Below are 22,389 nucleotides of genomic sequence, written 5' to 3'. Positions count from 1 at the left end.
GCCGGAGGAGGGGCCAGCCTAGACTGAATCCGTGCTCGAGAACCCTCGCTCTCCGCGCGTCCGCGCCGTCGCGAAGCTCACCAAACGCAGCGCCCGCCAGGAGACGGGATTGTTCCTGCTCGAAGGGCCGCAGGCCGCTCGCGAGGCGCTCGCCTACAAGCCGGAGACGCTGGTGGAGGTGTTCGCCACTCCCACGGCTCTCGACAAGCACACCGACGTGCGCGACGCGGCCCGCGATGCCGGGGTCGAGGTGGTCTTCACGACCGAGGACGTCCTCCACGCCATGGCCGACACGGTCACACCGCAGGGCATCGTCGCCGTCGCCCGGCAGTCGCCCACGTCGGTCCGCGACGTGTTCGCCGCTTCGCCGCGCCTGGTGGCGATCTGCGAGGAGGTGCGCGACCCCGGCAACCTCGGCACGATCATCCGGGCCGCCGATGCCGCGGGAGCGGATGCCGTCGTCCTGACCGGGCGGACCGTGGACCCGTACAACCCGAAGGTGGTTCGAGCCACGACCGGATCGCTGTTCCACCTTCCCGTCGCGGTCGGCGTCGACCTCGCCACCGCGGTGGAGCGAGCGCACGCGGTCGGAGTCCGGGTCATCGCCGCGGACGTCGGCGGGGACGACTTCGTCGCGTCCCGCGACGTGCTCGCGGAGCCGACGGCGTGGCTGTTCGGCAACGAGGCGCGCGGGCTCGACGACGACGCCCTCGCCCTCGCCGATCTGGCGCTCCGCCTGCCCATCTACGGCGCCGCCGAATCGCTCAACCTGGCCACTGCGGCGAGCGTCTGCCTCTACGAGACGGCGTTCGCCCAGCGCGCCGCGACGGCGTGACCTGCCGCGGCCTGTTACAGATCGGTAAAGCCGCACGGCGGCGGCGGGTGGAGGGATCCCCGCGTCGGTAGGGTAGACCTCTATGACGACGCCTGATGCCGGTTCCGCGCCGAAGACGTCCAACATCGATGTGCGACGCGGAGAGCCGCTGGTCGTGATGGAGGACGTGCAGAAGCACTACGGCGACTTCCAAGCCCTGAAGGACATCAACCTCACCGTCAACCGCGGCGAGGTGGTCGTCGTGATCGGTCCCTCCGGATCGGGCAAGTCGACGCTGTGCCGCACCATCAACCGCCTCGAGACGATCACGAGCGGTCGCATCAGCATCGACGGCCGCGAGCTGCCCAAAGAGGGCAAGGCCCTCGCGGCGCTGCGCGCGGATGTCGGCATGGTCTTCCAGTCGTTCAACCTGTTCGCCCACCTGTCGATCCTCGACAACGTCACCCTGGGGCCGATCAAGGTCAAGGGCATGAAGAAGGCCGACGCCGAGCGGGAGGCCAGGACGCTGCTCGAGCGCGTCGGAGTGGCACAGCAGGCGGCGAAGCTGCCCGCACAGCTGTCCGGCGGTCAGCAGCAGCGCGTCGCGATCGCGCGCGCCCTGGCGATGCAGCCCAAAGTCATGCTCTTCGACGAGCCCACGAGCGCGCTGGACCCCGAGATGATCAACGAGGTGCTCGACGTCATGGTCGGGCTTGCGCAGAGCGGCATGACGATGATCGTCGTGACCCACGAGATGGGGTTCGCCCGCAAGGCCGCCGACCGGGTGGTCTTCATGGCCGACGGCCAGATCGTCGAAGAGGCCACCCCCGAGGAGTTCTTCACCGACCCCAAGAGCGATCGCGCCAAGGACTTCCTCTCGAAGCTCCTGACGCACTGAGACCTCCGCGCCTTGCACCGGGCGCGGCGGAGAACAAGACGCATACGAAACCCAGGAGGATCACATGCGCAGAACACGCATCGCCGGCGCCATGGCCGGCATCGCGCTCGCCGCGCTGGCGCTCACGGCGTGCAACAGCGGCTCCCCGACGAGCCCCGGCACCGGCGGAGACGGCGGCGGAGAGACCGGCGGCGACGAGGCGCTGTGGGAGGTCGCGACCGACGTCTCGCTCGAGGGCAGCCCCACCTTCGACACGATGACCGAGCGCGGCTCGGTCATCGTCGGCGTCAAGAACGACCAGCCCGGTCTCGGCTTCGAGGACGCGACGACGGGCGAGCGCACCGGCTTCGACGTCGACATCGCGCGCTGGATCGCGGCGTCGCTCGGCTTCGACGAGGACCAGATCGAGTACCAGACGATCCCGTCCGCGAACCGCGAGCAGGCGATCGTGAACGGCGATATCGACTACTACGTCGGCACGTATTCGATCACCGACGCGCGCAAGGAGCAGATCGACTTCGCGGGCCCCTACTTCATCACCGGTCAGGGCCTGCTGGTCGCCGCCGACAACGAGGACATCAACGGCCCCGACGACCTCGCGGGCAAGATCGTCTGCTCGGTCACCGGCTCCACGCCGCTGCAGCGCATCCGTGACGAGTACAGCCCCGGCGACACCGTCGAGTACGACACGTACTCGCAGTGCGTCGAGCAGCTGAAGGCCGGGGCCGTCGACGCCATCACGACCGACGAGGCGATCCTCGCCGGCTACGTGGCGCTCGAGCCCGACGCGCTCAAGATCGCGGGCGAGCCGTTCAGCGAGGAGCGCTACGGCGTGGGCCTGGCCAAGGGTGACACGGCCCTGAAGGACCACATCAACGGCCTGTTCACCGACGGCAACGACGTGTGGAGCGCCCTGTTCGAGCAGCACCTCGCTCCGGCGGGGATCGAGGGCGAACAGCCCGAGGTCGACCAGTAAGCGGATCGGGGGCGGCGCGCCTGCCGCGCCGCCCCCGGCATCCGATCACCTGCACTTGAACCGCGCGGAAGGAGACGCATGGGCGTCATCACCGACAACATCGACCTGTGGTGGGAGACCCTTGTCGGCACGCTCGTGCTGTTCTTCGCCGGCGGTCTGCTGGCACTGATCCTGGGCACGATCGTCGGCGCCATGCGCGTCTCGCCCATCCCCATCGCCCGCGCCGTCGGCTCGGTGTACGTCAACACCGTGCGCAACACTCCGCTGACACTCGTCTTCTTCGCCTTCGCCTTCGCCCTGCCGCCGCTGCTGGGGCTGCGCCTGACCGCGCCGGTGTCGCTGACCCTCGCGATCTGCGCGCTGGGCATCTACACCGCCACCTACGTCGCCGAGACGATCCGCTCGGGAATCAACACCGTCCCGGTGGGGCAGGCCGAGGCGGCCCGCGCGCTCGGGCTGACCTTCGGACAGGTGATGAGCCTGGTCGTACTGCCGCAGGCCTTTCGATCCGTCATCCCCCCGATGATGAGCGTGTTCATCGCCCTGCTGAAGAACACCACCGTGGCCGCCGGCTTCTCGGTGGTGAACCTCGGATCGATCCGCAACTACCTGAGCGAGCGGGGTGAGAACCAGTTCGTGGTCATCCTGTGGGTCATGGCCATCTTCGTCGCGATGGTCCTTCTGCTGTCCTGGGCCCAGCGATCGCTCGAGAACCGCTGGAAGGTGGCCCGATGAGCAGCGTCCTCTACGACGTCCCCGGACCTCGTGCCGTCATCCGCAACCGCATCCTCGGCGCGATCACCATCGTCGTCGTCCTCGCGGTCGTCGGCTTCTTCGTGTGGCGGCTGGCCGCGACCGGACAGTTCACGGCCCAGAAGTGGTCGGCGTTCACGTACACCAACGTGTGGCTCCAAGTCGGGCAGGCACTGCTGCGCACGCTCGGCGCCTTCGCGGTGGCGGCCGTGGGTGCGCTCGTCCTCGGCTTCGTCCTGGCGATCGGGCGGCTGTCCGACCACGCGTGGATCCGCATCCCGGTCGGCGCGGTCGTCGAGGTGCTGCGAGCGGTGCCGGTCCTGATCTTCATGTTCCTCCTCTACTACGGCCTGCCCGTGCTGGGGATCCGCATGGAGCCCTACTGGGCCGTGGTCATCGCACTGATCGCGTACAACGGGTCGGTCCTCGCCGAGGTCATCCGCGCGGGCGTGGAGTCGCTGCCGCGCGGCCAGAGGGAAGCCGGGTATGCGCTCGGACTGCGCAAGGCCGGCGTCATGCGGCTCATCCTGCTGCCGCAGGCCATCCGCGCCATGATGCCGGTCATCATCGCGCAGCTCGTGGTGACGCTGAAGGACACGGCGCTCGGCTTCATCATCACGTACCCCGAGCTGCTGTTCTACGCCCGGTTCATCGGGTCGCAGGCGACCCTCGGCTCGCCGATCGTCCCCGCGACGATCCTCATGGGCGCGATCTACATCGCGCTGTGTCTGCTCCTGTCGATGGTGGCGACCGTGGTGGAGCGGCGTCTGCGCCGCTCCGCGAAGACCGCCCGGGTCGCCGAGGCCAACCAGCCCACGCAGGAAGTGACCGACACCGAGCTCATCGTGGCGCAGCGGGGCGCGGGCAGGCACGACGCCGGAGGCGGCACCCTCTGACGCGGCGGGGAGCGGCATCGGCCGTCGGTAGACTCGTCTCTCGTGTCCGACGCACCCGAAACCCTTGAGATCACGCCCGAGGCGGTGGATGCCGCGGTCCAGGCCGCCCTTGCCGCCATCGCCGAGGCGGGCGACACCGCCGCGCTGAAGGCCGCCCGGTCCGCGCACGGCGCCGAGGGCTCGCCGCTGGCGAAGCTCAACGCGCAGCTGCGCAACGTTCCGGCCGAGAAGAAGGCGGAGTTCGGCAAGCTCGTGGGGCAGGCTCGCGGGCGCGTGAACCAGGCGTTCGCGGCGCGCGAGGAAGAGCTCGCGGCAGCCGAGACCGCCGCCCGGCTCGAGGCCGAGCGGGTCGACGTGACGGCCCTTGCCAGCCGCGCGCGCGTGGGTGCGCGGCATCCGATCTCGCTGCTGCAGGAGCAGATCGCCGACATCTTCGTCGGCATGGGATGGGAGATCGCCGAAGGGCCCGAGCTCGAGCACGAGTGGTTCAACTTCGACGCCCTCAACTTCGACGTCGACCACCCGGCGCGGCAGATGCAGGACACCTTCTTCGTCGACCCCGTCGAGCGGCACCTCGTGATGCGCACGCACACCAGCCCCGTGCAGGTGCGGTCCATGCTCGAGCGCGAGCTGCCGCTGTACGTCCTGTGTCCCGGCCGGGTCTACCGCACGGACGAGTTCGACGCCACGCACCTTCCCGTCTTCACGCAGTTCGAGGGGATCGTCGTCGACAAGGGCATCACCATGGCGCACCTGAAGGGCACGCTCGACCACGCCGCGCGTGTGCTCTTCGGTCCCGAAGCCAAGACGCGCTTCCGCGCCAACTACTTCCCCTTCACCGAGCCGTCGGCGGAGCTCGACCTGTGGCATCCCACGTTCAAGGGCGGGGCGCGGTGGATCGAGTGGGGCGGCTGCGGGATGATCAACCCGAACGTGCTGCGCGCGGCGGGGATCGACCCGGAGGAGTACTCGGGCTTCGCGTTCGGCATGGGCATCGAGCGGACGCTCATGTTCCGCAGTGACGTCCAGGACATGCGCGACATGGCCGAAGGCGATGTCCGCTTCAGCGAGCAGTTCGGAATGGTGGTCTGATGCGCGTCCCGCTTTCGTGGTTGCGTGAGTACGTCGGCGTCCCGGCGGATGCCACGCCCGAGGACGTCCTCGCGGCGCTGGTGCGCGTCGGCTTCGAGGAGGAGGACGTCCACCGCTTCGAGCTGGAGGGTCCGATCGTCGTCGGCGAGGTGCTCGAGTTCGTCGAGGAGCCGCAGTCCAACGGCAAGACGATCCGCTGGTGCCAGGTGGACGTGGGCGCCGAGCACGGCGGCGTCCGCGGCATCGTCTGCGGCGCCCGCAACTTCTTCGCCGGTGACAAGGTCGTCGTGACCCTTCCGGGCGCTGTCCTTCCCGGCCCGTTCCCGATCGCGGCGCGCAAGACGTACGGCCACGTATCCGACGGCATGATCGCGTCCGCCCGCGAACTGGGTCTGGGTGAGGAGCACAGCGGCATCCTGCGCCTGGTCGAACTCGGCATCGACGCCCCCGCGGGCACCGACGCCATCTCGCTGCTGGGCCTGGACGACACCGCCGTCGAGATCAACGTCACGCCCGACCGCGGCTACGCCCTGTCGATCCGCGGCGTCGCGCGCGAGTACTCGCACTCCACCGGGGCGCCTTTCCGCGACCCGGCCGACCGCCCGTGGGACGAGGTCGCGCCCGGCTCCGGATTCGCGATCGCCGTCGACGACCAGTCGCCGATCCGCGGTCGCGTCGGCGCATCCGAGTTCGTCGTGCGCGTCGTGCGCGATGTCGATCCGACCAAGCCGACGCCGGCATGGATGGTCGCGCGTCTGACCCTCGCCGGCATCCGGTCGCTCGGCATCCTCATCGACATCACGAATTACGTCATGCTCGAGCTCGGCCAGCCGATCCACGGCTACGACCTCGACAAGCTGCAGGGCGGGATCACCGTGCGCCGCGCGACGCCGGGGGAGAAGCTCGAGACCCTCGACGGCAAGGTCCGCACGCTCGACCCTGAGGACCTGCTCATCACGGATGAATCCGGCCCCATCGGCCTCGCCGGCGTGATGGGAGGCGGCACGACCGAGATGAGCGACGCCACCCGGAACGTGCTGATCGAGGCGGCCACCTTCGACACCGTGTCGATCGCGCGCACCGCGCGACGCCACAAGCTGCCCAGTGAGGCATCCCGGCGCTTCGAGCGCGGCGTCGACCCGCTGGTGCCGTTCGTGGCGGCACGCCGCGTCGCCGACCTGATGGTGCAGTACGCCGGAGGGACGAGCGACGACGGCCTGGGCGGCGCCCTGTTCGCCGAGGTGGAGCTCGCCGGCATCGCCCTGCCGCCGACGTTCGTGCAGCGTCTCATCGGCGTGGACTACACGCCGGACCAGATCGAGGGCGCGCTGCGCCTGATCGGCTGCGAGGTGATCGCTGCGGAGGACGCCGAGGGGTGGCAGGTCATCCCGCCGTCGTGGCGGCCCGACCTCACCGACAAGTGGACGCTTGCCGAAGAGGTCGCCCGCATCGAGGGATACGACCGCATCCCGTCGGAGCTGCCGCTGCCGCCGTCTGGTCGCGGGCTGACCGCGGCTCAGCAGGGCCGCCGGCGCGTCGCCAACGCCCTGGCCGCCGCCGGGTTCGTCGAGACGATGTCCTTCGGGTTCACCACCGAGGAGCAGAACGACCTGCACGGCTCGGCGTCGGGGGAGCACCTGCCGAGCGTCAAGCTCGCCAACCCGCTCGACGGGCAGGCGCCGTTCCTGCGCCGGTCGCTCGTGCCGGGCCTGCTGCAGATGGCCCACCGCAACGTCTCGCGCGGCTTCACCGACCTGGCGCTCTTCGAGACCGGCTCGGTCTTCCTCCCCGAGCCGGGCAGGCAGTACGGCACGCCGTTCGTGCCGCCGCTGGCGGTGCGCCCGGATGCCGCCACGCTGGCCGAGCTCGACGCGTCGATCCCGCCGCAGCACCGGCACGTCGCGGTGCTGCTGTCGGGCAACATCGTGCCGAAGCAGCCGGGCGTCGCGCCGGTGGTCGCGGAGCTGTCCGACGCCGTCGACGCCGTTCGCACGGTCGCGGCTGCGGCAGGCGTGTCGATCGACCTCGTCCAGGGGCAGCGCGCGGCGCTGCACCCCGGCCGCACCGGCGTGCTGTGGGTCACGGTCCCGCGCACGGGTGAGCGCGTCGAGGTGGGCTACGTCGGCGAGCTGCTGCCCGCCGTGGCCGAGGCGGCCGATCTGCCCGGTCGCGTCCTCGTCGCCGAGATGGACCTCGACCTGCTGCTGTCGCTGGCGGGCGAGCGGGTGGCCGCCGCGTCGCTGTCCGGCTTCCCTCCGGCCACGCAGGACGTCTCGCTCGTCGTGCCCGCGGGCGTGCCCGCCGCCGAGGTGCGGGCGGCCGTCGTCGAGGGCGCCGGGGAGCTGCTCGAATCGCTGCGCCTGGTCGACGACTACCGCGGGCAGGGCGTGCCGGAGGGCAGCAAGAGCCTGACCTTCGCGCTGCGCTTCCGCGCCCCCGATCGCACGCTCACCGCCGCCGAGGCGACGGACGCCAAGCTCGCCGGTGTGGCGGTGGCCGCCGAGCGGTTCGGCGCGACCCTGCGCGAGTAGCGTTCGCCGCCCCCGCCCCCGCCCCGCCCCGCCCCGCCCCGCCCCGGCCCGCCCCGCCCCGCCCCGGGGCCGGGGCGGGGTCGCCCATCGGCCGCCCATCGGTCGCCCGTCGGCCACCCCGCGGGACCGTCGAGACCGCATCATCTCGCCGAGACCGCATGTCGTGGACGCCAGCGACGTGCTGTCTCGGCGAGACCGTACGTTCTCGACATGCCCCGGGGCGAGGGGATCGGATGCCGGACGCCACGCCGCCGAGGGCGGATCGGGATGCCGCCGACCGGCGACTCTGCTTGAGTGGGGCCATGACCGATGTCCTGGTGCTGGGAGGAACGGGCTGGCTGAGCGGCCGCATCGCGAGCCGCTGGCTCGAGCGCGGCGCGGCGGTGACGTGCGTGGCCCGGGGCGGCCGCTCGGCGCCCGTCGGCGCCGAGCTGGTGGTCGCCGACCGCGATCAGCGCGGCGCCGACGAGCGGGTGGCCGAGCGCCGGTGGGACGAGGTGGTCGATATCTCGTCGCACCGCGGCCACGTGGCGGCCGCGCTCGAGGCGCTCGCACGGCAGACGGCGCACTGGACGTACGTGTCCAGCCTTTCGGTGTACGCCCGCGCCGACGTCGTGGGCCAGGACGAATCGGCCGACACGCTCCCGCCCACGCGCCCGGGGGACGAGTCCGACTACGGGCGCGACAAGGCCGCGGCCGAGGCATCCGTCCGCGCCGCCATGGGCGAGCGTGCCGCCGTCCTGCGGCCGGGGCTGATCGTGGGCCCCGGCGACCCGACCGACCGCTTCGGCTACTGGGTGTCGCGCTTCGCACTGGCGGGGGACGGACCGGTCCTCGTGCCCGACGCGGGCGACCGCCGCGCGGAGGTGATCGACGTCGACGACCTCGCCGACTTCGCCGTCGACCGCGCCGCCGACGGATGGGGCGGAACGGTGAACGCGATCGGCGACGTGCATGCGCTCGCCGACGTGCTCGGGCTGGCGCGCGAGGTCTCGGGGCACACCGGTGTCGTGGTCGAGGCCTCCGACGATGCCCTAGAGTCCCACGGCGTCGGGCACTGGTCCGGCCCCCGTTCGCTGCCGCTCTGGCTCCCCGCGGACATGCCCGGGTTCATGGCGCATCGCAATGATCTCTACCGTTCCGTGGGCGGCCGCCTTCGCCCGCTGCGCGAGACGCTGGAGCGCACGCTGATCGACGAGCGCGAGCGCGGACTCGAGCGCGACCGGCGTGCCGGCCTCTCCCGCGCCGACGAGCTCGACATCCTCGCCGCGCTCGCCGGCTGACGCCCGCACGCGCCCGCACGCGTCCGTACGCCTCCGTCGAGAACGTACGGTGTCGCCGAGCCACCACGTCCTCGACGCGGACGGCATGCGGTCTCGTGAGAACGTACGGTCTCGCCGAGCGACCCCGTCCCCGCCACCCCCGTCGGCTGACGCCCGCACGCGCCCGCACGCGTCCGTCGAGAACGTACGGTCTCGCCGAGCGACCACGTCCTCGACGCGGACGGCATGCGGTCTCGTTGAGAACGTGCGGTCTCGCCGCGCCGCACGGTCTCGGCGAGGACGTGCGGTCTCGACGCGTCCGTGCGCGTCCGGCGGCGACGTACGCCTCGACGCGGGAGGAGCGGCGATTTGCGGATGCCGCAGCGCGGCGACTATCGTCGGCGCATGCCTTCGGCCGCACCCGGACCGCTCGCGCTCGCTCCGAGCGCCGCTCCCGCGCGCCGACGCCACCTCCCTCTGTCCCGTCGCGGCCGCCGACTCTAGGCGACCCCGCCATCGGTCCGTCCTGGGCCCTGCGGGCGTCGCCGCTCCGGCCAGGCCCCGTCCGAGGGCCGCAGACGCAGACTCTAAGGTGGAATCCATGACATATTCGGTCGCCGTCTCCGGCGCATCCGGCTATGCGGGCGGCGAGATCCTGCGGATCCTCGCCGCGCATCCCGACGTCGAGATCCGCACCGTGACCGCGCACTCCAACGCGGGACAGCCGCTCACCGCCCACCAGCCGCACCTGCGCTCGCTCGCGCATCTGACCCTGGCCGACACCACGCCCGACGTGCTCGCCGGTCACGACATCGTCTTCCTGGCGCTGCCGCACGGGCAGTCCGGTCAGTTCACCGACGCGCTCGGCGACGTCCCGCTGGTGATCGACGCCGGCGCCGATCACCGCCTGGAATCGGTCGCCGACTGGGACGCGTTCTACGGCGGCGACTTCCACGAGCCGTGGGTCTACGGGGTCCCCGAGCTTCCGGTCGCGGGCTCCAAGCAGCGGACCCGGCTCGCCGGGGCGTCCCGCATCGCCGCTCCCGGATGCAACGCGTCCACGGTGAGCCTCAGCCTCGCTCCCGGCGTCGCCGCCGGTGTGATCGACCCGTCCGACATCGTCTCGGTACTCGCCGTGGGGCCGTCCGGCGCGGGCAGGAGCCTCAAGACGAACCTCCTCGCCAGCGAGATCCTCGGCACCGCCAATCCGTATGCCGTCGGCGGCAGCCATCGGCACATCCCCGAGATCGCGCAGGCGCTGCGCGGTGCGGGTGCGCAGGGCGCCATCAGGATCTCCTTCACCCCGGTTCTGGTGCCGATGGCGCGCGGGATCCTGGCGACTTCCACAGCGCCCATCGCCGGCGACGTCACCGACACCCAGATCCGCGACGCCTGGGAGGCCGCCTACGGCGACGAGACGTTCGTGCAGCTTCTTCCGAGCGGCCAGTTCCCGCGCACGGCGGACGTCCTCGGCGCCAACACCGCGCTCATGGGGCTCGCCATCGACCGGAACGCACGGCGCGTCGTGGTCGTGACCGCCGTCGACAACCTCGTCAAAGGCACGGCGGGCGCCGCCGTGCAGTCGATGAACATCGCACTGGGCCTGCCCGAAGGCACCGGGCTGACCGTGAACGGAGTCGCGCCGTGAGCGTCACCGCACCGCAGGGTTTCGTCGCGGCGGGCGTCGCGGCGGGACTGAAGTCCACCGGCAAGCCGGATGTCGCCGTCGTCGTCAACCGCGGACCGGTCAAGGTCGGCGCCGCCGTGCTCACCAGCAACCGCGCGAAGGCCAATCCGATCCTGTGGTCCGAGCAGGCCATCCGCGACGGCGTGGTCGAAGCCGTCGTGCTGAACTCCGGCGGCGCGAACTGCTTCACCGGATCGTTCGGCTTCCAGACCACGCACCAGACGGCGGAGAAGGCGGCAGAGCTTCTCGGGGTGAGTGCCGGCGACGTCCTCGTGTGCTCGACCGGGCTCATCGGCACCGGCGACGAGATCTTCCGCGCCAAGGTGCTCGCCGGCACTGAGCAGGCCGTCGCCGAGCTGTCGCCCGACGGCGGGGAGGCAGCGTCCCTCGCCATCATGACCACCGACTCCCGCCCGAAGCGGGCGGTGCGGTCGCAGGACGGCTGGACCATCGGCGCCATGGCGAAGGGCGCCGGGATGCTGGCGCCCGGGCTGGCGACGATGCTCGTGGTCATCACCACCGACGCCGTGCTCACCGCTGAGGAGGCCGACCGGCACCTGCGGTCCGCGACGCGGGTGAGCTTCGACCGTCTCGACTCGGACGGCTGCATGTCGACGAACGACCAGGTCACGCTCATGGTCAGCGGCGCGTCGGGCGTCTCCCCGGATCCCGCGGCCTTCCGCGAAGCGCTCACGGGGGTGTGCCTCGATCTCGCGGCCCAGCTCCAGGGCGACGCCGAGGGCGCCAGCCACGACATCACGATCGAGGTCGTCGGCGCAGCCTCCGAGGAGGATGCCGTGACGGTGGGCCGCTCGGTCGCCCGCAACAACCTCTTCAAGGCCGCCATCTTCGGCAACGATCCCAACTGGGGCCGGGTGCTCGCGGCGATCGGCACCACCGACGCGGCCTTCGACCCCTACGACGTGGACGTGTGGATGAACGGTGTCCGCGTCTGCACCGCCGGGGGCCCGGACCGACCGCGTGAGGACGTGGACCTCACGCCGCGCGCGACGCAGCTGCTGATCGACCTGAAGGTCGGCTCCGCGACGGCGACGATCCTCACCAACGACCTCACACACGACTACGTCCACGAGAACAGCGCGTACTCCTCATGACCGACATCCAGGACACCGACCCGAGCGAAGCCAGCTCCAAGGCCGAGACGCTGATCGAGTCGCTGCCATGGCTGCGGCGCTTCCGCGATCAGGTCGTCGTGGTCAAGTACGGCGGCAACGCCATGGTGAGCGAGGATCTGCAGGATGCCTTCGCCGCCGATATGGCCTATCTCCGGTATGTCGGCGTCAAGCCGGTCGTCGTGCACGGCGGCGGGCCCCAGATCTCGTCCATGCTCGACCGGCTCGCGATCCCCAGCGAGTTCAAGGGCGGCTACCGGGTGACCTCGACGGAGGCGATCTCGGTCGTGCGCATGGTGCTCACCGGGCAGATCAACCCGCAGCTGGTGAACAAGATCAACGCGCACGGGCCCGTGGCGACCGGCCTCAGCGGCGAGGACGCGGGCCTGTTCGGCGGACGCCGGCGCGGCGTCGAGATCGACGGCGTCGAGCACGACCTCGGACGCGTGGGCGACGTGGTCCAGGTCGACCCGCAGCCGGTGCTGGATCAACTGGCAGCCGGCCGCATCCCGGTGGTCTCGAGCATCGCGCCCGACCTCGACAATCCCGGGCACTCGCTGAACGTGAACGCCGATGCGGCGGCATCCGCGCTCGCCGTCGCCTTGAAGGCGGCGAAGTTCGTCGTGCTCACCGATGTCGCCGGACTGTACGCCGACTGGCCCAACCGCGACTCCCTCGTGTCGCACCTGACCTCGACCGAGCTGCGCGCGATGCTGCCGCGGCTCGAGTCCGGAATGATTCCGAAGATGGCGGCGTGCCTGGAGGCCGTCGAAGGCGGCGTCGAGACGGCCGCGATCATCGACGGACGAGTGCCGCATTCGGTGCTCGTGGAGCTGTTCACCAGCAAGGGGATCGGAACAGAGGTGGTGCTGGGATGACGTGGCAGGAAGACGCCGGACGCGATCTCGTCCGCAGTGCGGGCGATCGGCTGGCGCTGTTGGCCCGCGGCGAAGGCTCGTACGTATGGGATGCCGAGGACAAGCGCTACCTCGACTTCCTCGCGGGCATCGCGGTGAACTCGCTCGGGCACGCCCACCCCGTCTTCGTCGAGGCGGTCTCGAGGCAGGCCGCGACGCTCGCGCATGTGTCGAACTACTTCGCGACCGAGCCGCAGCTCGCACTCGCTGCGACCCTCAAGCGGCTGGCCGGCACCGGCGACGCCGGTCGGGTGTACTTCGGCAACTCCGGCGCGGAGGCCAACGAGGCGGCGTTCAAGCTGGCACGGCTGCACGGCGGTGCCGCGCGCCCGCGCATCCTGGCTCTCAAGGACGCGTTCCACGGCCGCACCATGGGCACCTTGGCGCTCACCGGCAAGCCGTACATGCAGGAGCCGTTCCTGCCGATGACCCCGGGCGTGGAGTTCGTCGATTCCACCGTGGCGGCTCTCGAGGAGGCCATGGACGACCGTGTGGCGGCGCTGTTCGTCGAACCGGTCAAGGGCGAGGCGGGCGTCATCGAGCTGCCCGAGGGGTACCTCCGTGCCGCCCGCGAGATCACCGCGCGTCATGGCGCGCTCCTGATCATCGACGAGATCCAGACCGGCGCCGGCCGCACGGGCGCCTGGTTCGCCTTCCAGCACGAGGGCATCACTCCCGACGCCATCACGGTCGCCAAAGGCATCGGCGGCGGGTTCCCGATCGGTGCGCTCATCACCTACGGCGCCGCCAGCGAGCTGTTCTATCCGGGCACGCACGGCTCGACGTTCGGCGGCAATCCGCTGGGCAGCGCCGTCGCGAGCGCCGTCCTCGGCGAGATCGAGCGAGGGGACCTGGTCGCCAACGCCGCGCAGCGGGGAGAGCAGCTGCGCCGCGCCGTGCAGGGCATCGACTCCGCGCTGATCGCCGGATGTCGCGGTCGCGGCCTGCTCCTGGGCATCGCCCTGACGCATCCCGTCGCGAAGGCGGTCGTGGCGGCCGCTCAGGAGCACGGGCTCATCGTCAACGCCCCCAACGACGAGACGATCCGTCTCGTTCCGGCGCTCACCATCGGCGATATGGAGGTCGACGAGTTCGTCGAGCTGTTCACCGCTGCCGTGCGCACCGTGGAGGACGCGTTGCTGCTGGAGGCTCCCGGGCAGGATGCCGCCTCGCTCGGCGAGCCGGAAGGAGCCCGGGCATGACCCGCCACCTCCTGCGCGACGACGACCTGACGCAGTCCGAGCAGAACGAGATCCTGGACCTCGCGCTGGCCCTGAAGAAGGATCGCTGGAAGCTCAAACCCCTCGAAGGACCGCAGACGGTCGCGGTGATCTTCGACAAGTCCTCCACCCGCACGCGCGTGTCCTTCGCCGTCGGCATCGCCGACCTCGGCGGGTCGCCGCTGATCATCTCCACGGCCAACAGCCAGCTGGGCGGCAAGGAGACTCCGTCCGACACCGCACGGGTGCTGGAGCGTCAGGTCGCGGCGATCGTGTGGCGCACCTACGCGCAGGCGGGGTTGGAGGAGATGGCCGCGGGCACCCGCGTGCCGGTCGTCAACGCCCTGAGCGATGACTTCCACCCGTGCCAGCTGCTGGCGGACCTCCTGACGATCCGGGAGCACAAGGGCGACCTGGCCGGACTGACCCTCGCGTTCTTCGGGGACGGCCGATCGAACATGGCCCACTCGTATGTCCTCGCCGGCGTGACCGCCGGCATGCACGTGCGTGTGGCATCACCCGAGGACTACGCGCCGCGGGAGGATGTCGTCGCCGACGCCGACCGGAGGGCTGCGGAGACCGGAGGATCGGTGACGCTGTACACCGACCCGAACGAGGCCGCCGCCGGCGCCGACGTGGTCGTCACGGACACGTGGGTGTCCATGGGCAAGGAAGAGGAGAAGCTGGCACGCCTGCGCGACCTCGGCGGCTACAAGGTCACGCAGGAGCTGATGTCGCTCGCTCAGGACGACGCCATCTTCATCCACTGCCTGCCGGCCGACCGAGGCTACGAGGTGGATTCCGACGTGATCGACGGTCCGCAGAGCGTCGTCTGGGACGAGGCCGAGAACCGGCTGCATGCCCAGAAGGCGCTCCTGGTCTGGCTGCTGCGTCAGGACTGAGGGACGCCGCCGGTGAGTCCCCGCAGCGACACCGAGCGCGGCTATCTGGCCACACGCTGGCACCGGCTGAACGGCCCCCAGCGCATCGGCGGTGTCGACCTGGCGCGAGGGCTCGCCGTGCTCGGCATGTTCGCCGCGCACCTTCTCGTCCTGCCCGACATGGTGGACGTCGGTGAGCCCGACACGTGGCTCGCGATCGTCAACGGGCGCTCCTCGATCCTGTTCGCGACGCTGGCGGGCGTCTCCATCGGCCTGGTCACCGGTGGTTCCGCCCCGCTGACCGGCTCTGCGCGCACCACGACGAGTCTGCGCCTGGGGGTGCGCGCGTTCGCGCTGTGGGTCCTCGGCATCCTGCTCATCTACACCGGCGTGCCGGTGTACGTGATCCTTCCCGCCTACGCGGTGCTGTTCCTCCTGGCGATCCCGCTGAGCCTGCTCGGCGCCCGCGCCCTGCTGCTGCTGGCGGCGGGACTGGCCCTGACGATGCCGTTCGTCCAGGTCGTCCTGGACGCCGCGCCGCTGTGGAGCACCGTCGCCGGCAACGATCTCGCCCTCGCGGTGGGGTGGCATTATCCGTTCACGACCTGGGTCTGCTTCGTCCTTGCGGGGCTCGGCGTCGCCCGCCTCGGGATCACGCGGCTCGGCGTCCAGTGGGCGCTGGTGGGCGTGGGTGCGGGCCTCGCCACGGCGGCATACGGGCTGGATGCCGCGGTCCGAGCCGACGGGCCTGGGGGACCGGGAACGTACTGGAGCGAGCTGTGGACGGCGGAGCCGCATTCGACCGGACTGCTCGAGGTGGTCGGCTCCGGCGGATTCGCCCTCGCCGCGCTGGGTCTCGCCCTGCTGGCGTGCCGCACGCCGCTGAGACACGTGCTCCTTCCGCTGCGAGCCGTCGGCGCCATGCCGCTGACGGCGTACACGCTGCAGCTGGCGGTATGGGCGGTGGTGGCGGCGGCGGTGCTCGGAGGCACCGGCGACCTCTCCGGATTCCGTGAACTCGACCCCTTCTGGCCGCTCACGCTCGCGACCGTCGGCCTGTGCACGCTGTGGGCGCTGCTGCTCGGACGCGGTCCCCTCGAGGAGCTGCTGGACCGCATCGCCCGCGCGCTGGTGCGCGATCCGGGACCGATGTCGGCGGCTCACGAAGGCGGACCTCGTCGCTAGGCTGGTCCGGTGAGCGGATCGAAGGGCGACGGGACCAACGAGGGCGCGCTGTGGGGCGCCCGCTTCGCGACGGGGCCGTCGCCGGAGCTCGCCGAGCTCAGTCGATCGACCCACTTCGACTGGGAGCTGGCGCCGTATGACATCGCCGGGTCCCACGCGCACGCGAGGGCGCTGGGAGCTGCGGGCTACCTCACCTCCGACGAGGAGAGCCGCATGCACGCCGCACTCGATCAGCTCGCCGAGGCGGTGGCCGAGGGCTCGCTGCTGCCGCGGGCGTCCGACGAGGACGTCCACGGCGCGCTCGAGCAGGCGCTGATCGAACGAGCCGGCCCTGACCTGGGTGGCAAGCTGCGGGCGGGCCGCAGCCGCAACGATCAGATCGCCACCCTCGTGCGCATGTACCTGCTCGACCATTCACGGACCATCGCCCGCGAAGTGCTCCGCCTCGTCGACGGGCTGGTGGCGCAGGCCGAGGCGCACCCGAACGCGGTCATGCCCGGTCGGACCCATCTGCAGCATGCCCAGCCCGTCCTGCTGGCGCATCATCTGCAGGCCCACGCCTGGCCTCTCGTGCGCGACCTGGAACGGCTCCGCGACTGGTCGGTGCGCGCCGGCGTGTCGCCGTACGGCGGCGGCGCGCTCGCGGGGTCGACGCTGGGGCTGGACCCGCAGCTCGTGGCCCGCGAGCTGGGCCTGGACCGGCCGGCGGAGAATTCGCTCGACGGCACCTCCGCGCGCGATGTGGTCGCCGAGTTCGCCTTCATCGCCGCCATGATCGGCATCGATCTGTCGCGTTTCGCCGAGGAGATCATCCTCTGGAACACGCGGGAGTTCGGCTTCGTGACCCTCGACGACGGCTACTCGACGGGCTCGAGCATCATGCCGCAGAAGAAGAACCCCGATATCGCCGAGCTCGCGCGCGGCAAGGCGGGCCGGCTCATCGGAAACCTCACCGGGCTGCTGGCCACGCTCAAGGCGCTGCCGCTGGCGTACAACCGGGATCTGCAGGAGGACAAGGAGCCCGTCTTCGACTCCGTGCGCACGCTCGAGACGGTGCTGCCGGCGTTCGCGGGCATGGTCTCCACGCTGCGGTTCGACACCGCGCGGATGGCCGCGCTCGCGCCGCAGGGCTTCTCCCTCGCGACCGACGTCGCCGAGTGGCTCGTCAAGCGAGGTGTGCCCTTCCGTGACGCGCACGAGATCTCCGGTCGCCTGGTGCGCCTGTGCGAGGAGCATGGCATCGAGCTGCACGAGGTCACCGACGACCAGCTCGCCGCGGCGTCGCCGCTGCTGGAGCCCGCCGTGCGCGAGGTCCTCAGCGTCGAGGGGTCGGTGGCCAGCCGCACCGGCGTGGGCGGCACGGCGCCGGCGCGGGTCGAGGAGCAGCGCACCGAGCTGATCGAGCGGGTCCAGGCCGTCGTCCACGCCCTCGGACTCTGACGGGGGCGCCGTCGCCGTCCTCACCAGATGGCGAGACGGACCAGCGCCGCGACAGCGCACGCCCACACCAGACTCGCGAGCGTCCCGATGATGAACCTCTCCCGGGCTTCCGCGGCGGCGAGCTCGGAGAATCGGCCGATGCCCTTGAGCGCGACGAGCACGGCGATGGCCTCGGGGAAGCCCGCGATGATGCCGAGTGCGACGGCCACGCGCTCCAGGTAGCCGATCGTGGTGCCGCCTCGGAGCACTTCTCTCACGGGCTGCTCCGGACCGCCGATGACCGAGGGCGCACGCAGGAGGATGCCGCCGTTGTCGCCCTCGGCGACGGCGCCGTGCGTCGCCACGTCGAGCACGCGTCGCGTCACCGGGTCTCCGCCGAGCACAGCGAGCGCCGTACCGAGAAGCGCGATGCCCAGTCCGACCAGCAGCGGCACGTTGACCGGCGACACCGTGACCACGAGCAGGCACAGCACCACGAGGATGCCCGCCGCGACGAGAGGGCCGTTCCTGGGTCCGCGCAGACTGACCACGACCAGGACGAGCGCGCCGCACAGGGCGAGGAAGAGGAAGAGGGAGAGCGCCGCGGCGACGAGCACGTCGGGGGAGAGCATGGCGTCAGTCTCGCACGCCGGTCCGACGAGCCCGGAAGCGGCATCCGTGGCGACGGATTCAGGCCGCCTCGGATGCCGACTCACCGCCGGACAGGCGCGCCAGCGCCCGCTCGAGGGCCGGGACCGCCGCTTCCTCCGCGCGCAGCGCCGCTGCCTTCACCCGCAGGCTCACAGCGCTCTCGGTGATCCCCAGCCGAGCCGCCGCATCCCGTTGTGTCAGCCCCGACGAAAGCAGATCGTAGATCTCCCATCCTTCGGGGCTGCGTCGGTCGCGCAGTTCGATGAGCAGCCGGATCAGCGCTTCGGCATCCCGCGCTTCCTCGTCACCCGTGATCGCGAGACGGGTGACGGCGCGCTTGGCTCGCTCCACGGCATCCCGGGCCCTCACGAACGCTTCACCGCGCCCCGCTCGCACGCTGTCGGGCAGCGGGCGCTCGATGTCGCCGACGCCGACGCCGACACTCCAGCGCCCGGTCCGTGTGAGCGTCAGGACGACCTCGAGCACTGCCGCGGGGTCTTCCGTGGCGAGCTGGACCTCGTCGCCCGCGGTGCGCTCGGGCGCGAGCGCCAGCCGGGGGCCGACCGCGGCCGTCACGGCGTCGACGGCATCGGGAACGAGGTCGCGAGTGGTGCGGCTGTCCCGCTGATCCGTCGTCACCACGAACATCTGTGATCCTTTTGCCTCAGTCATCAAGTCTGCCCAAGTTTAGCGCAGAGGCTTATGCGACTCAAGTCTAGGGACTTGATCAGCGCGGGATCAGGGATGCAGGCTCAAGCCGTCGCTCGCGCCGGCGGGGCATCCGCCGCGCCGCCGTCGTCCGCCCCGGATGCCCCACCGCCGCCGGGCCGCGTGGCCGTCGCTGATAGCCTGAAGCGCGTGTCTGAAACCGTCGTGAGCGCGACCGCGCCCGCCAACGACCCCACGTTCGAGAACGTGTGGGACGAGCTGGTGTGGCGAGGCCTCGTGCATGTGTCCACCGACCAGGATGCGCTGCGCGCGCTTCTCGCCGGAGGACCGATCACGTATTACTGCGGCTTCGATCCGACCGCCCCGAGCCTGCATCTGGGACATCTGGTCCAGCTGCTCACGATGCGCCGACTGCAGCTCGCCGGGCACCGTCCGCTGGGGCTCGTCGGCGGATCGACCGGCCTGATCGGCGACCCGCGTCCGACCGCCGAGCGCACGCTCAACACCAAGGAGACGGTCGCGGAGTGGGTGGATCGTCTGCGCTCCCAGGTCGAGCGCTACCTCAGCTTCGAGGGCGACAATGCCGCGCGCATGGTCAACAACCTCGACTGGACCGCCCCCCTGTCGGCGATCGACTTCCTGCGCGAGATCGGCAAGCACTACCGCGTCGGCACGATGCTGAAGAAGGACGCCGTCAGCGCCCGGCTGAACTCCGAGGCCGGCATCAGCTACACCGAGTTCAGCTACCAGATCCTCCAGGGCCTGGACTTCCTCGAGCTGTACCGGCAGTACGACTGCGTGCTCCAGACCGGAGGCAGCGACCAGTGGGGCAACCTCACCAGCGGCACGGATCTCATCCACCGCGTCGAGGGCGTCTCGGTCCACGCGATCGGAACGCCGCTGATCACCAACAGCGACGGCACCAAGTTCGGCAAGAGCGAGGGCAACGCCATCTGGATCGACGCCGAGATGACGAGCCCGTACGCGTTCTACCAGTTCTGGCTCAACACCGACGACGCCGATGTGATCGAGCGACTCAAGGTCTTCACGTTCCTCACTCGCGCGGAGATCGAGGAGTACGCCGGCCTCGTGGAGAGCGAACCGTTCCGCCGGGCGGCGCAGAAGCGCCTCGCGCTCGAGGTCTCGACCATCGTGCACGGACCGGATGCCACGGCCGCCGTCATCGCGGCATCCGAGGCGCTCTTCGGGCAGGGCGACCTGGCCTCGCTCGACGCGGCCACCCTGCGCCACGCGCTCGACGAGCTCCCGAACGCCACGGTGCCGGCAGGCACCACGGTGGTGCAGGCACTCGTCGACACCGGACTGGTCTCCAGCCTGTCGGAGGGTCGGCGCGCGATCGCGCAGGGCGGCGTCGTGCTCGACGGCGAGAAGGTCGCCGACGACACGGCCGTCGTCCGAGGAGCGCTGCCCGGAGGCGTGTCGGTGCTGCGGCGGGGGAAGAAGACGCTCGCGGGCGTCTTCATCGGCTGAGCCGGCGGCGCCACCCGGAGCGCGGATGCCTATCACGCCGAGTCACGCTGTCGTCGCGCTGCCGTTCATCCGCACGCCGCTCGTCCCGGCCGCCATCGCGATCGGAGCCATGACGCCGGACCTGCCGCTGTTCGTGCGGGGACTGCCGCTGCACTACGGGCGCACCCATGACCTCGCCTGGCTTCCCGCCACGGCGCTTCTCGCTCTCGTGCTGCTGCTGGTGTGGCGCTGCGCCCTGCGGCCCGCGGCCCGCGAACTGTCGCCGGCGTGGCTCGCGGCACGGCTCCCGTCGTCGTGGGATGCCGGCGCCCGGGCGGCGGCGTGCGAGACGCTGGGGCTGCGCGCGTTGGGGGCGGGCGGACCGCCCGTTCGCTGGGGCGGAGTGGTGCTGCTGCTCGCGTCGGTGGTGCTCGGGGTGGTGTCGCACATCGTGTGGGACCTGTTCACGCACGAGGGGCGATGGGGCGTGGTCGTCATCCCCGCCCTGGCCGCGGAATGGGGACCCTTCCCGGGATACCGATGGCTGCAGCACGGATCGAGCATCGCGGGCCTGTCGGTGATCGCCGTGTGGATGCTGGTCTGGCTGATGCGCCGGCACGACCTGACGCCGGTGACGCGCGTCCTTCCCGGATGGGCCCGCGCGGCGTGGTGGCTGTCTCTGCCGGCGATCCTCACCCTCACGTGGCTGCTGGGACTCGCCCAGCTCGGGCCGCTCGGTCCTGATTTCACCGTGGCGCATCTGGCGTACCGGGTGCTCCCGCCGGCGTGCGCGGTCTGGGGAGCGCTCACGCTGGTGGTGTGCATCGCCGTCCAGGCGCTCGCTCGACGTCGCCGCTGAGCGACGGACGATACCCGGCGCCCGCACCGGCGGCCAGTCCTTGCTGCTGCGGTGGCGGTCTCGTAGCGTGCCGCCCATGGTTGAGAGCAGGCCCGGGGCGCAGGAGTGGGTGCCGGATGGAGCGGGCATCGCCGCACTCCGGGATGCCGTCGGCAGCTGCCGCGGCTGCGAGCTGTGGCGGAACGCGACGCAGGCGGTCTTCGGCGACGGGAAGGCGAACGCACGGATCCTGCTCGTGGGCGAGCAGCCGGGTGACCGCGAGGATCGCGAGGGCGAGCCGTTCGTGGGGCCGGCGGGACGGGTCCTCGACGAAGCCCTCGACGCGGCGGGCATCGATCGCGACGACGTCTACGTGACCAACGCGGTCAAGCACTTCCGGTTCGAGGAGCGTGGCAAGCGGCGCATCCATCGTCGCCCGGACGTCGGTCATGTCGTCGCGTGCGCTCCATGGCTCGAGGCGGAGACCGCCGCCGTCGACCCCGACTGCATCGTCTGTCTCGGTGCCACGGCGGCGCGAGCGGTGCTCGGACGACCGGTCACCGTCGGCCAGGAGCGCGGCCGGCCCCTCTCGACGGGGGAGAGGACCGTCGTGGTGACGATCCACCCTTCGGCGGTCCTGCGGATGCGCGAGCGCGCCGCACGCGAGGACGCGCTCGCCGGACTGGTCGCCGACCTCGTCGTCGCAGCGCGGGTGCGACGCTGAGGGAACCCCGTCTTTCCGCGGCGGGAACTCGCGACACGCCCGGGATGCCGCGCGGATTCGACGAGCTGCCCGTTCCCACGTAGAGTATTTCTTGTTCGCCCCAAAGGGAGAGCGGAGAGGCCACCGGCCCCGCCCCCTCAAGCGGAGAACCACCCCCATCACCGACTCGTTTGAGTCATCGGGCTTTCGGGTCTAAGATGGAGGTTCCCACATCGGAAGACCTCGGTCGAGACGTGTGTGTGACTGCTCGCAGCGGTCACAGCCGGATTCGACAGACGGGTTGGTGTGGGGTAAGATTGTGAAGTTGCCCTGCTGGGCTGGCTGCCGTGTGGTGGTTGGTTGGTGGGAGCGTCCGATCCTTGAGAACTCAACA

20 protein-coding genes are annotated in these 22,389 nt (G+C 71.0%); 18 read left to right on the top strand and 2 right to left on the bottom strand.

The annotated features are described in order from the left end of the window. The first annotated feature begins 31 nt into the window (after positions 1 to 31). From AC5RVZ_RS26630 to argH, 15 genes are all read left to right on the top strand, one after another. Entirely contained in the window at positions 32 to 835 is an 804-nt protein-coding gene (locus tag AC5RVZ_RS26630) for a TrmH family RNA methyltransferase (protein WP_494068630.1), read from the top strand. Positions 836 to 992: 157 nt separating this feature from the next. Further along, positions 993 to 1,712, top strand: coding sequence for an amino acid ABC transporter ATP-binding protein (locus tag AC5RVZ_RS26625; RefSeq protein ID WP_494068881.1), 720 nt, complete (start codon positions 993 to 995; stop codon positions 1,710 to 1,712). Between the two features lie 64 nt (positions 1,713 to 1,776). Further along, positions 1,777 to 2,688 carry a glutamate ABC transporter substrate-binding protein gene (locus tag AC5RVZ_RS26620; protein ID WP_494068629.1) on the top strand — a complete coding sequence of 304 codons (912 nt, stop codon included), beginning with the start codon at positions 1,777 to 1,779 and terminating at the stop codon, positions 2,686 to 2,688. A 78-nt stretch (positions 2,689 to 2,766) separates the two neighbouring features. After that, on the top strand, positions 2,767 to 3,423 hold the full coding sequence (locus AC5RVZ_RS26615; protein ID WP_494068628.1) for an amino acid ABC transporter permease: 657 nt from the start codon (positions 2,767 to 2,769) through the stop codon (positions 3,421 to 3,423). After that, complete coding sequence (locus AC5RVZ_RS26610) at positions 3,420 to 4,337, top strand: amino acid ABC transporter permease (RefSeq protein WP_494068627.1); 918 nt, start codon at positions 3,420 to 3,422, stop codon at positions 4,335 to 4,337. Before AC5RVZ_RS26615 ends, AC5RVZ_RS26610 begins: the two co-directional genes overlap by 4 nt. Before the next feature lie 42 nt (positions 4,338 to 4,379). Further along, positions 4,380 to 5,429, top strand: coding sequence for a phenylalanine--tRNA ligase subunit alpha (pheS, locus tag AC5RVZ_RS26605; protein WP_494068626.1), 1,050 nt, complete (start codon positions 4,380 to 4,382; stop codon positions 5,427 to 5,429). Continuing rightward, positions 5,429 to 7,960, top strand: a complete 2,532-nt coding sequence (pheT, locus tag AC5RVZ_RS26600; protein WP_494068625.1) for a phenylalanine--tRNA ligase subunit beta — start codon at positions 5,429 to 5,431, stop codon at positions 7,958 to 7,960. The genes pheS and pheT overlap by 1 nt, the downstream gene beginning before the upstream one ends. 302 nt (positions 7,961 to 8,262) lie before the next feature. After that, positions 8,263 to 9,243 carry an NAD-dependent epimerase/dehydratase family protein gene (locus AC5RVZ_RS26595; protein WP_494068624.1) on the top strand — a complete coding sequence of 327 codons (981 nt, stop codon included), beginning with the start codon at positions 8,263 to 8,265 and terminating at the stop codon, positions 9,241 to 9,243. Between the two features lie 580 nt (positions 9,244 to 9,823). Then, positions 9,824 to 10,870, top strand: coding sequence for an N-acetyl-gamma-glutamyl-phosphate reductase (argC, locus tag AC5RVZ_RS26590; protein ID WP_494068623.1), 1,047 nt, complete (start codon positions 9,824 to 9,826; stop codon positions 10,868 to 10,870). Further along, positions 10,867 to 12,024 (top strand): bifunctional glutamate N-acetyltransferase/amino-acid acetyltransferase ArgJ, encoded by a 1,158-nt coding sequence (argJ, locus tag AC5RVZ_RS26585; RefSeq protein ID WP_494068622.1) that lies wholly within the window; start codon positions 10,867 to 10,869, stop codon positions 12,022 to 12,024. Before argC ends, argJ begins: the two co-directional genes overlap by 4 nt. Further along, positions 12,021 to 12,920, top strand: a complete 900-nt coding sequence (gene argB, locus AC5RVZ_RS26580) for an acetylglutamate kinase (RefSeq protein WP_494068621.1) — start codon at positions 12,021 to 12,023, stop codon at positions 12,918 to 12,920. The genes argJ and argB overlap by 4 nt, the downstream gene beginning before the upstream one ends. Then, positions 12,917 to 14,161: an acetylornithine transaminase gene (locus AC5RVZ_RS26575; protein ID WP_494068620.1), complete on the top strand. Its 1,245-nt coding sequence runs from the start codon at positions 12,917 to 12,919 to the stop codon at positions 14,159 to 14,161. Before argB ends, AC5RVZ_RS26575 begins: the two co-directional genes overlap by 4 nt. Continuing rightward, the gene (gene argF / locus AC5RVZ_RS26570) at positions 14,158 to 15,081 is read left to right on the top strand and encodes an ornithine carbamoyltransferase (protein ID WP_494068619.1); all 924 of its coding nucleotides are present in this window, start codon (positions 14,158 to 14,160) and stop codon (positions 15,079 to 15,081) included. Before AC5RVZ_RS26575 ends, argF begins: the two co-directional genes overlap by 4 nt. 12 nt (positions 15,082 to 15,093) lie before the next feature. After that, positions 15,094 to 16,245: a heparan-alpha-glucosaminide N-acetyltransferase domain-containing protein gene (locus tag AC5RVZ_RS26565; RefSeq protein ID WP_494068618.1), complete on the top strand. Its 1,152-nt coding sequence runs from the start codon at positions 15,094 to 15,096 to the stop codon at positions 16,243 to 16,245. Positions 16,246 to 16,254: 9 nt separating this feature from the next. After that, entirely contained in the window at positions 16,255 to 17,685 is a 1,431-nt protein-coding gene (gene argH, locus AC5RVZ_RS26560) for an argininosuccinate lyase (protein WP_494068617.1), read from the top strand. 20 nt (positions 17,686 to 17,705) lie between these two features. Here argH and AC5RVZ_RS26555 read toward each other — a convergent pair whose 3' ends face one another. Both AC5RVZ_RS26555 and AC5RVZ_RS26550 read right to left on the bottom strand, forming a co-directional pair. Next, on the bottom strand, positions 17,706 to 18,296 hold the full coding sequence (locus tag AC5RVZ_RS26555; protein WP_494068616.1) for a hypothetical protein: 591 nt from the start codon (positions 18,294 to 18,296) through the stop codon (positions 17,706 to 17,708). 58 nt (positions 18,297 to 18,354) lie between these two features. Next, a complete protein-coding gene (locus tag AC5RVZ_RS26550) occupies positions 18,355 to 18,963 on the bottom strand; it encodes a helix-turn-helix domain-containing protein (protein ID WP_494068615.1) in 609 nt (202 codons plus the stop codon). A gap of 210 nt (positions 18,964 to 19,173) precedes the next feature. On the opposite strand from AC5RVZ_RS26550, the gene tyrS reads away from it, so the two are divergent. From tyrS to AC5RVZ_RS26535, 3 genes are all read left to right on the top strand, one after another. Beyond that, positions 19,174 to 20,475, top strand: a complete 1,302-nt coding sequence (gene tyrS / locus AC5RVZ_RS26545; RefSeq protein ID WP_494068614.1) for a tyrosine--tRNA ligase — start codon at positions 19,174 to 19,176, stop codon at positions 20,473 to 20,475. A 25-nt stretch (positions 20,476 to 20,500) separates the two neighbouring features. Then, positions 20,501 to 21,313, top strand: a complete 813-nt coding sequence (locus AC5RVZ_RS26540; RefSeq protein WP_494068613.1) for a DUF4184 family protein — start codon at positions 20,501 to 20,503, stop codon at positions 21,311 to 21,313. Between the two features lie 76 nt (positions 21,314 to 21,389). Further along, on the top strand, positions 21,390 to 22,016 hold the full coding sequence (locus tag AC5RVZ_RS26535) for a UdgX family uracil-DNA binding protein (RefSeq protein WP_494068612.1): 627 nt from the start codon (positions 21,390 to 21,392) through the stop codon (positions 22,014 to 22,016). The last annotated feature ends 373 nt before the right edge of the window (positions 22,017 to 22,389 follow it).

This window comes from Arthrobacter sp. Cza30 (genome assembly GCF_059090765.1).
This window is presented reverse-complemented; position numbering and strand designations above follow the sequence as displayed.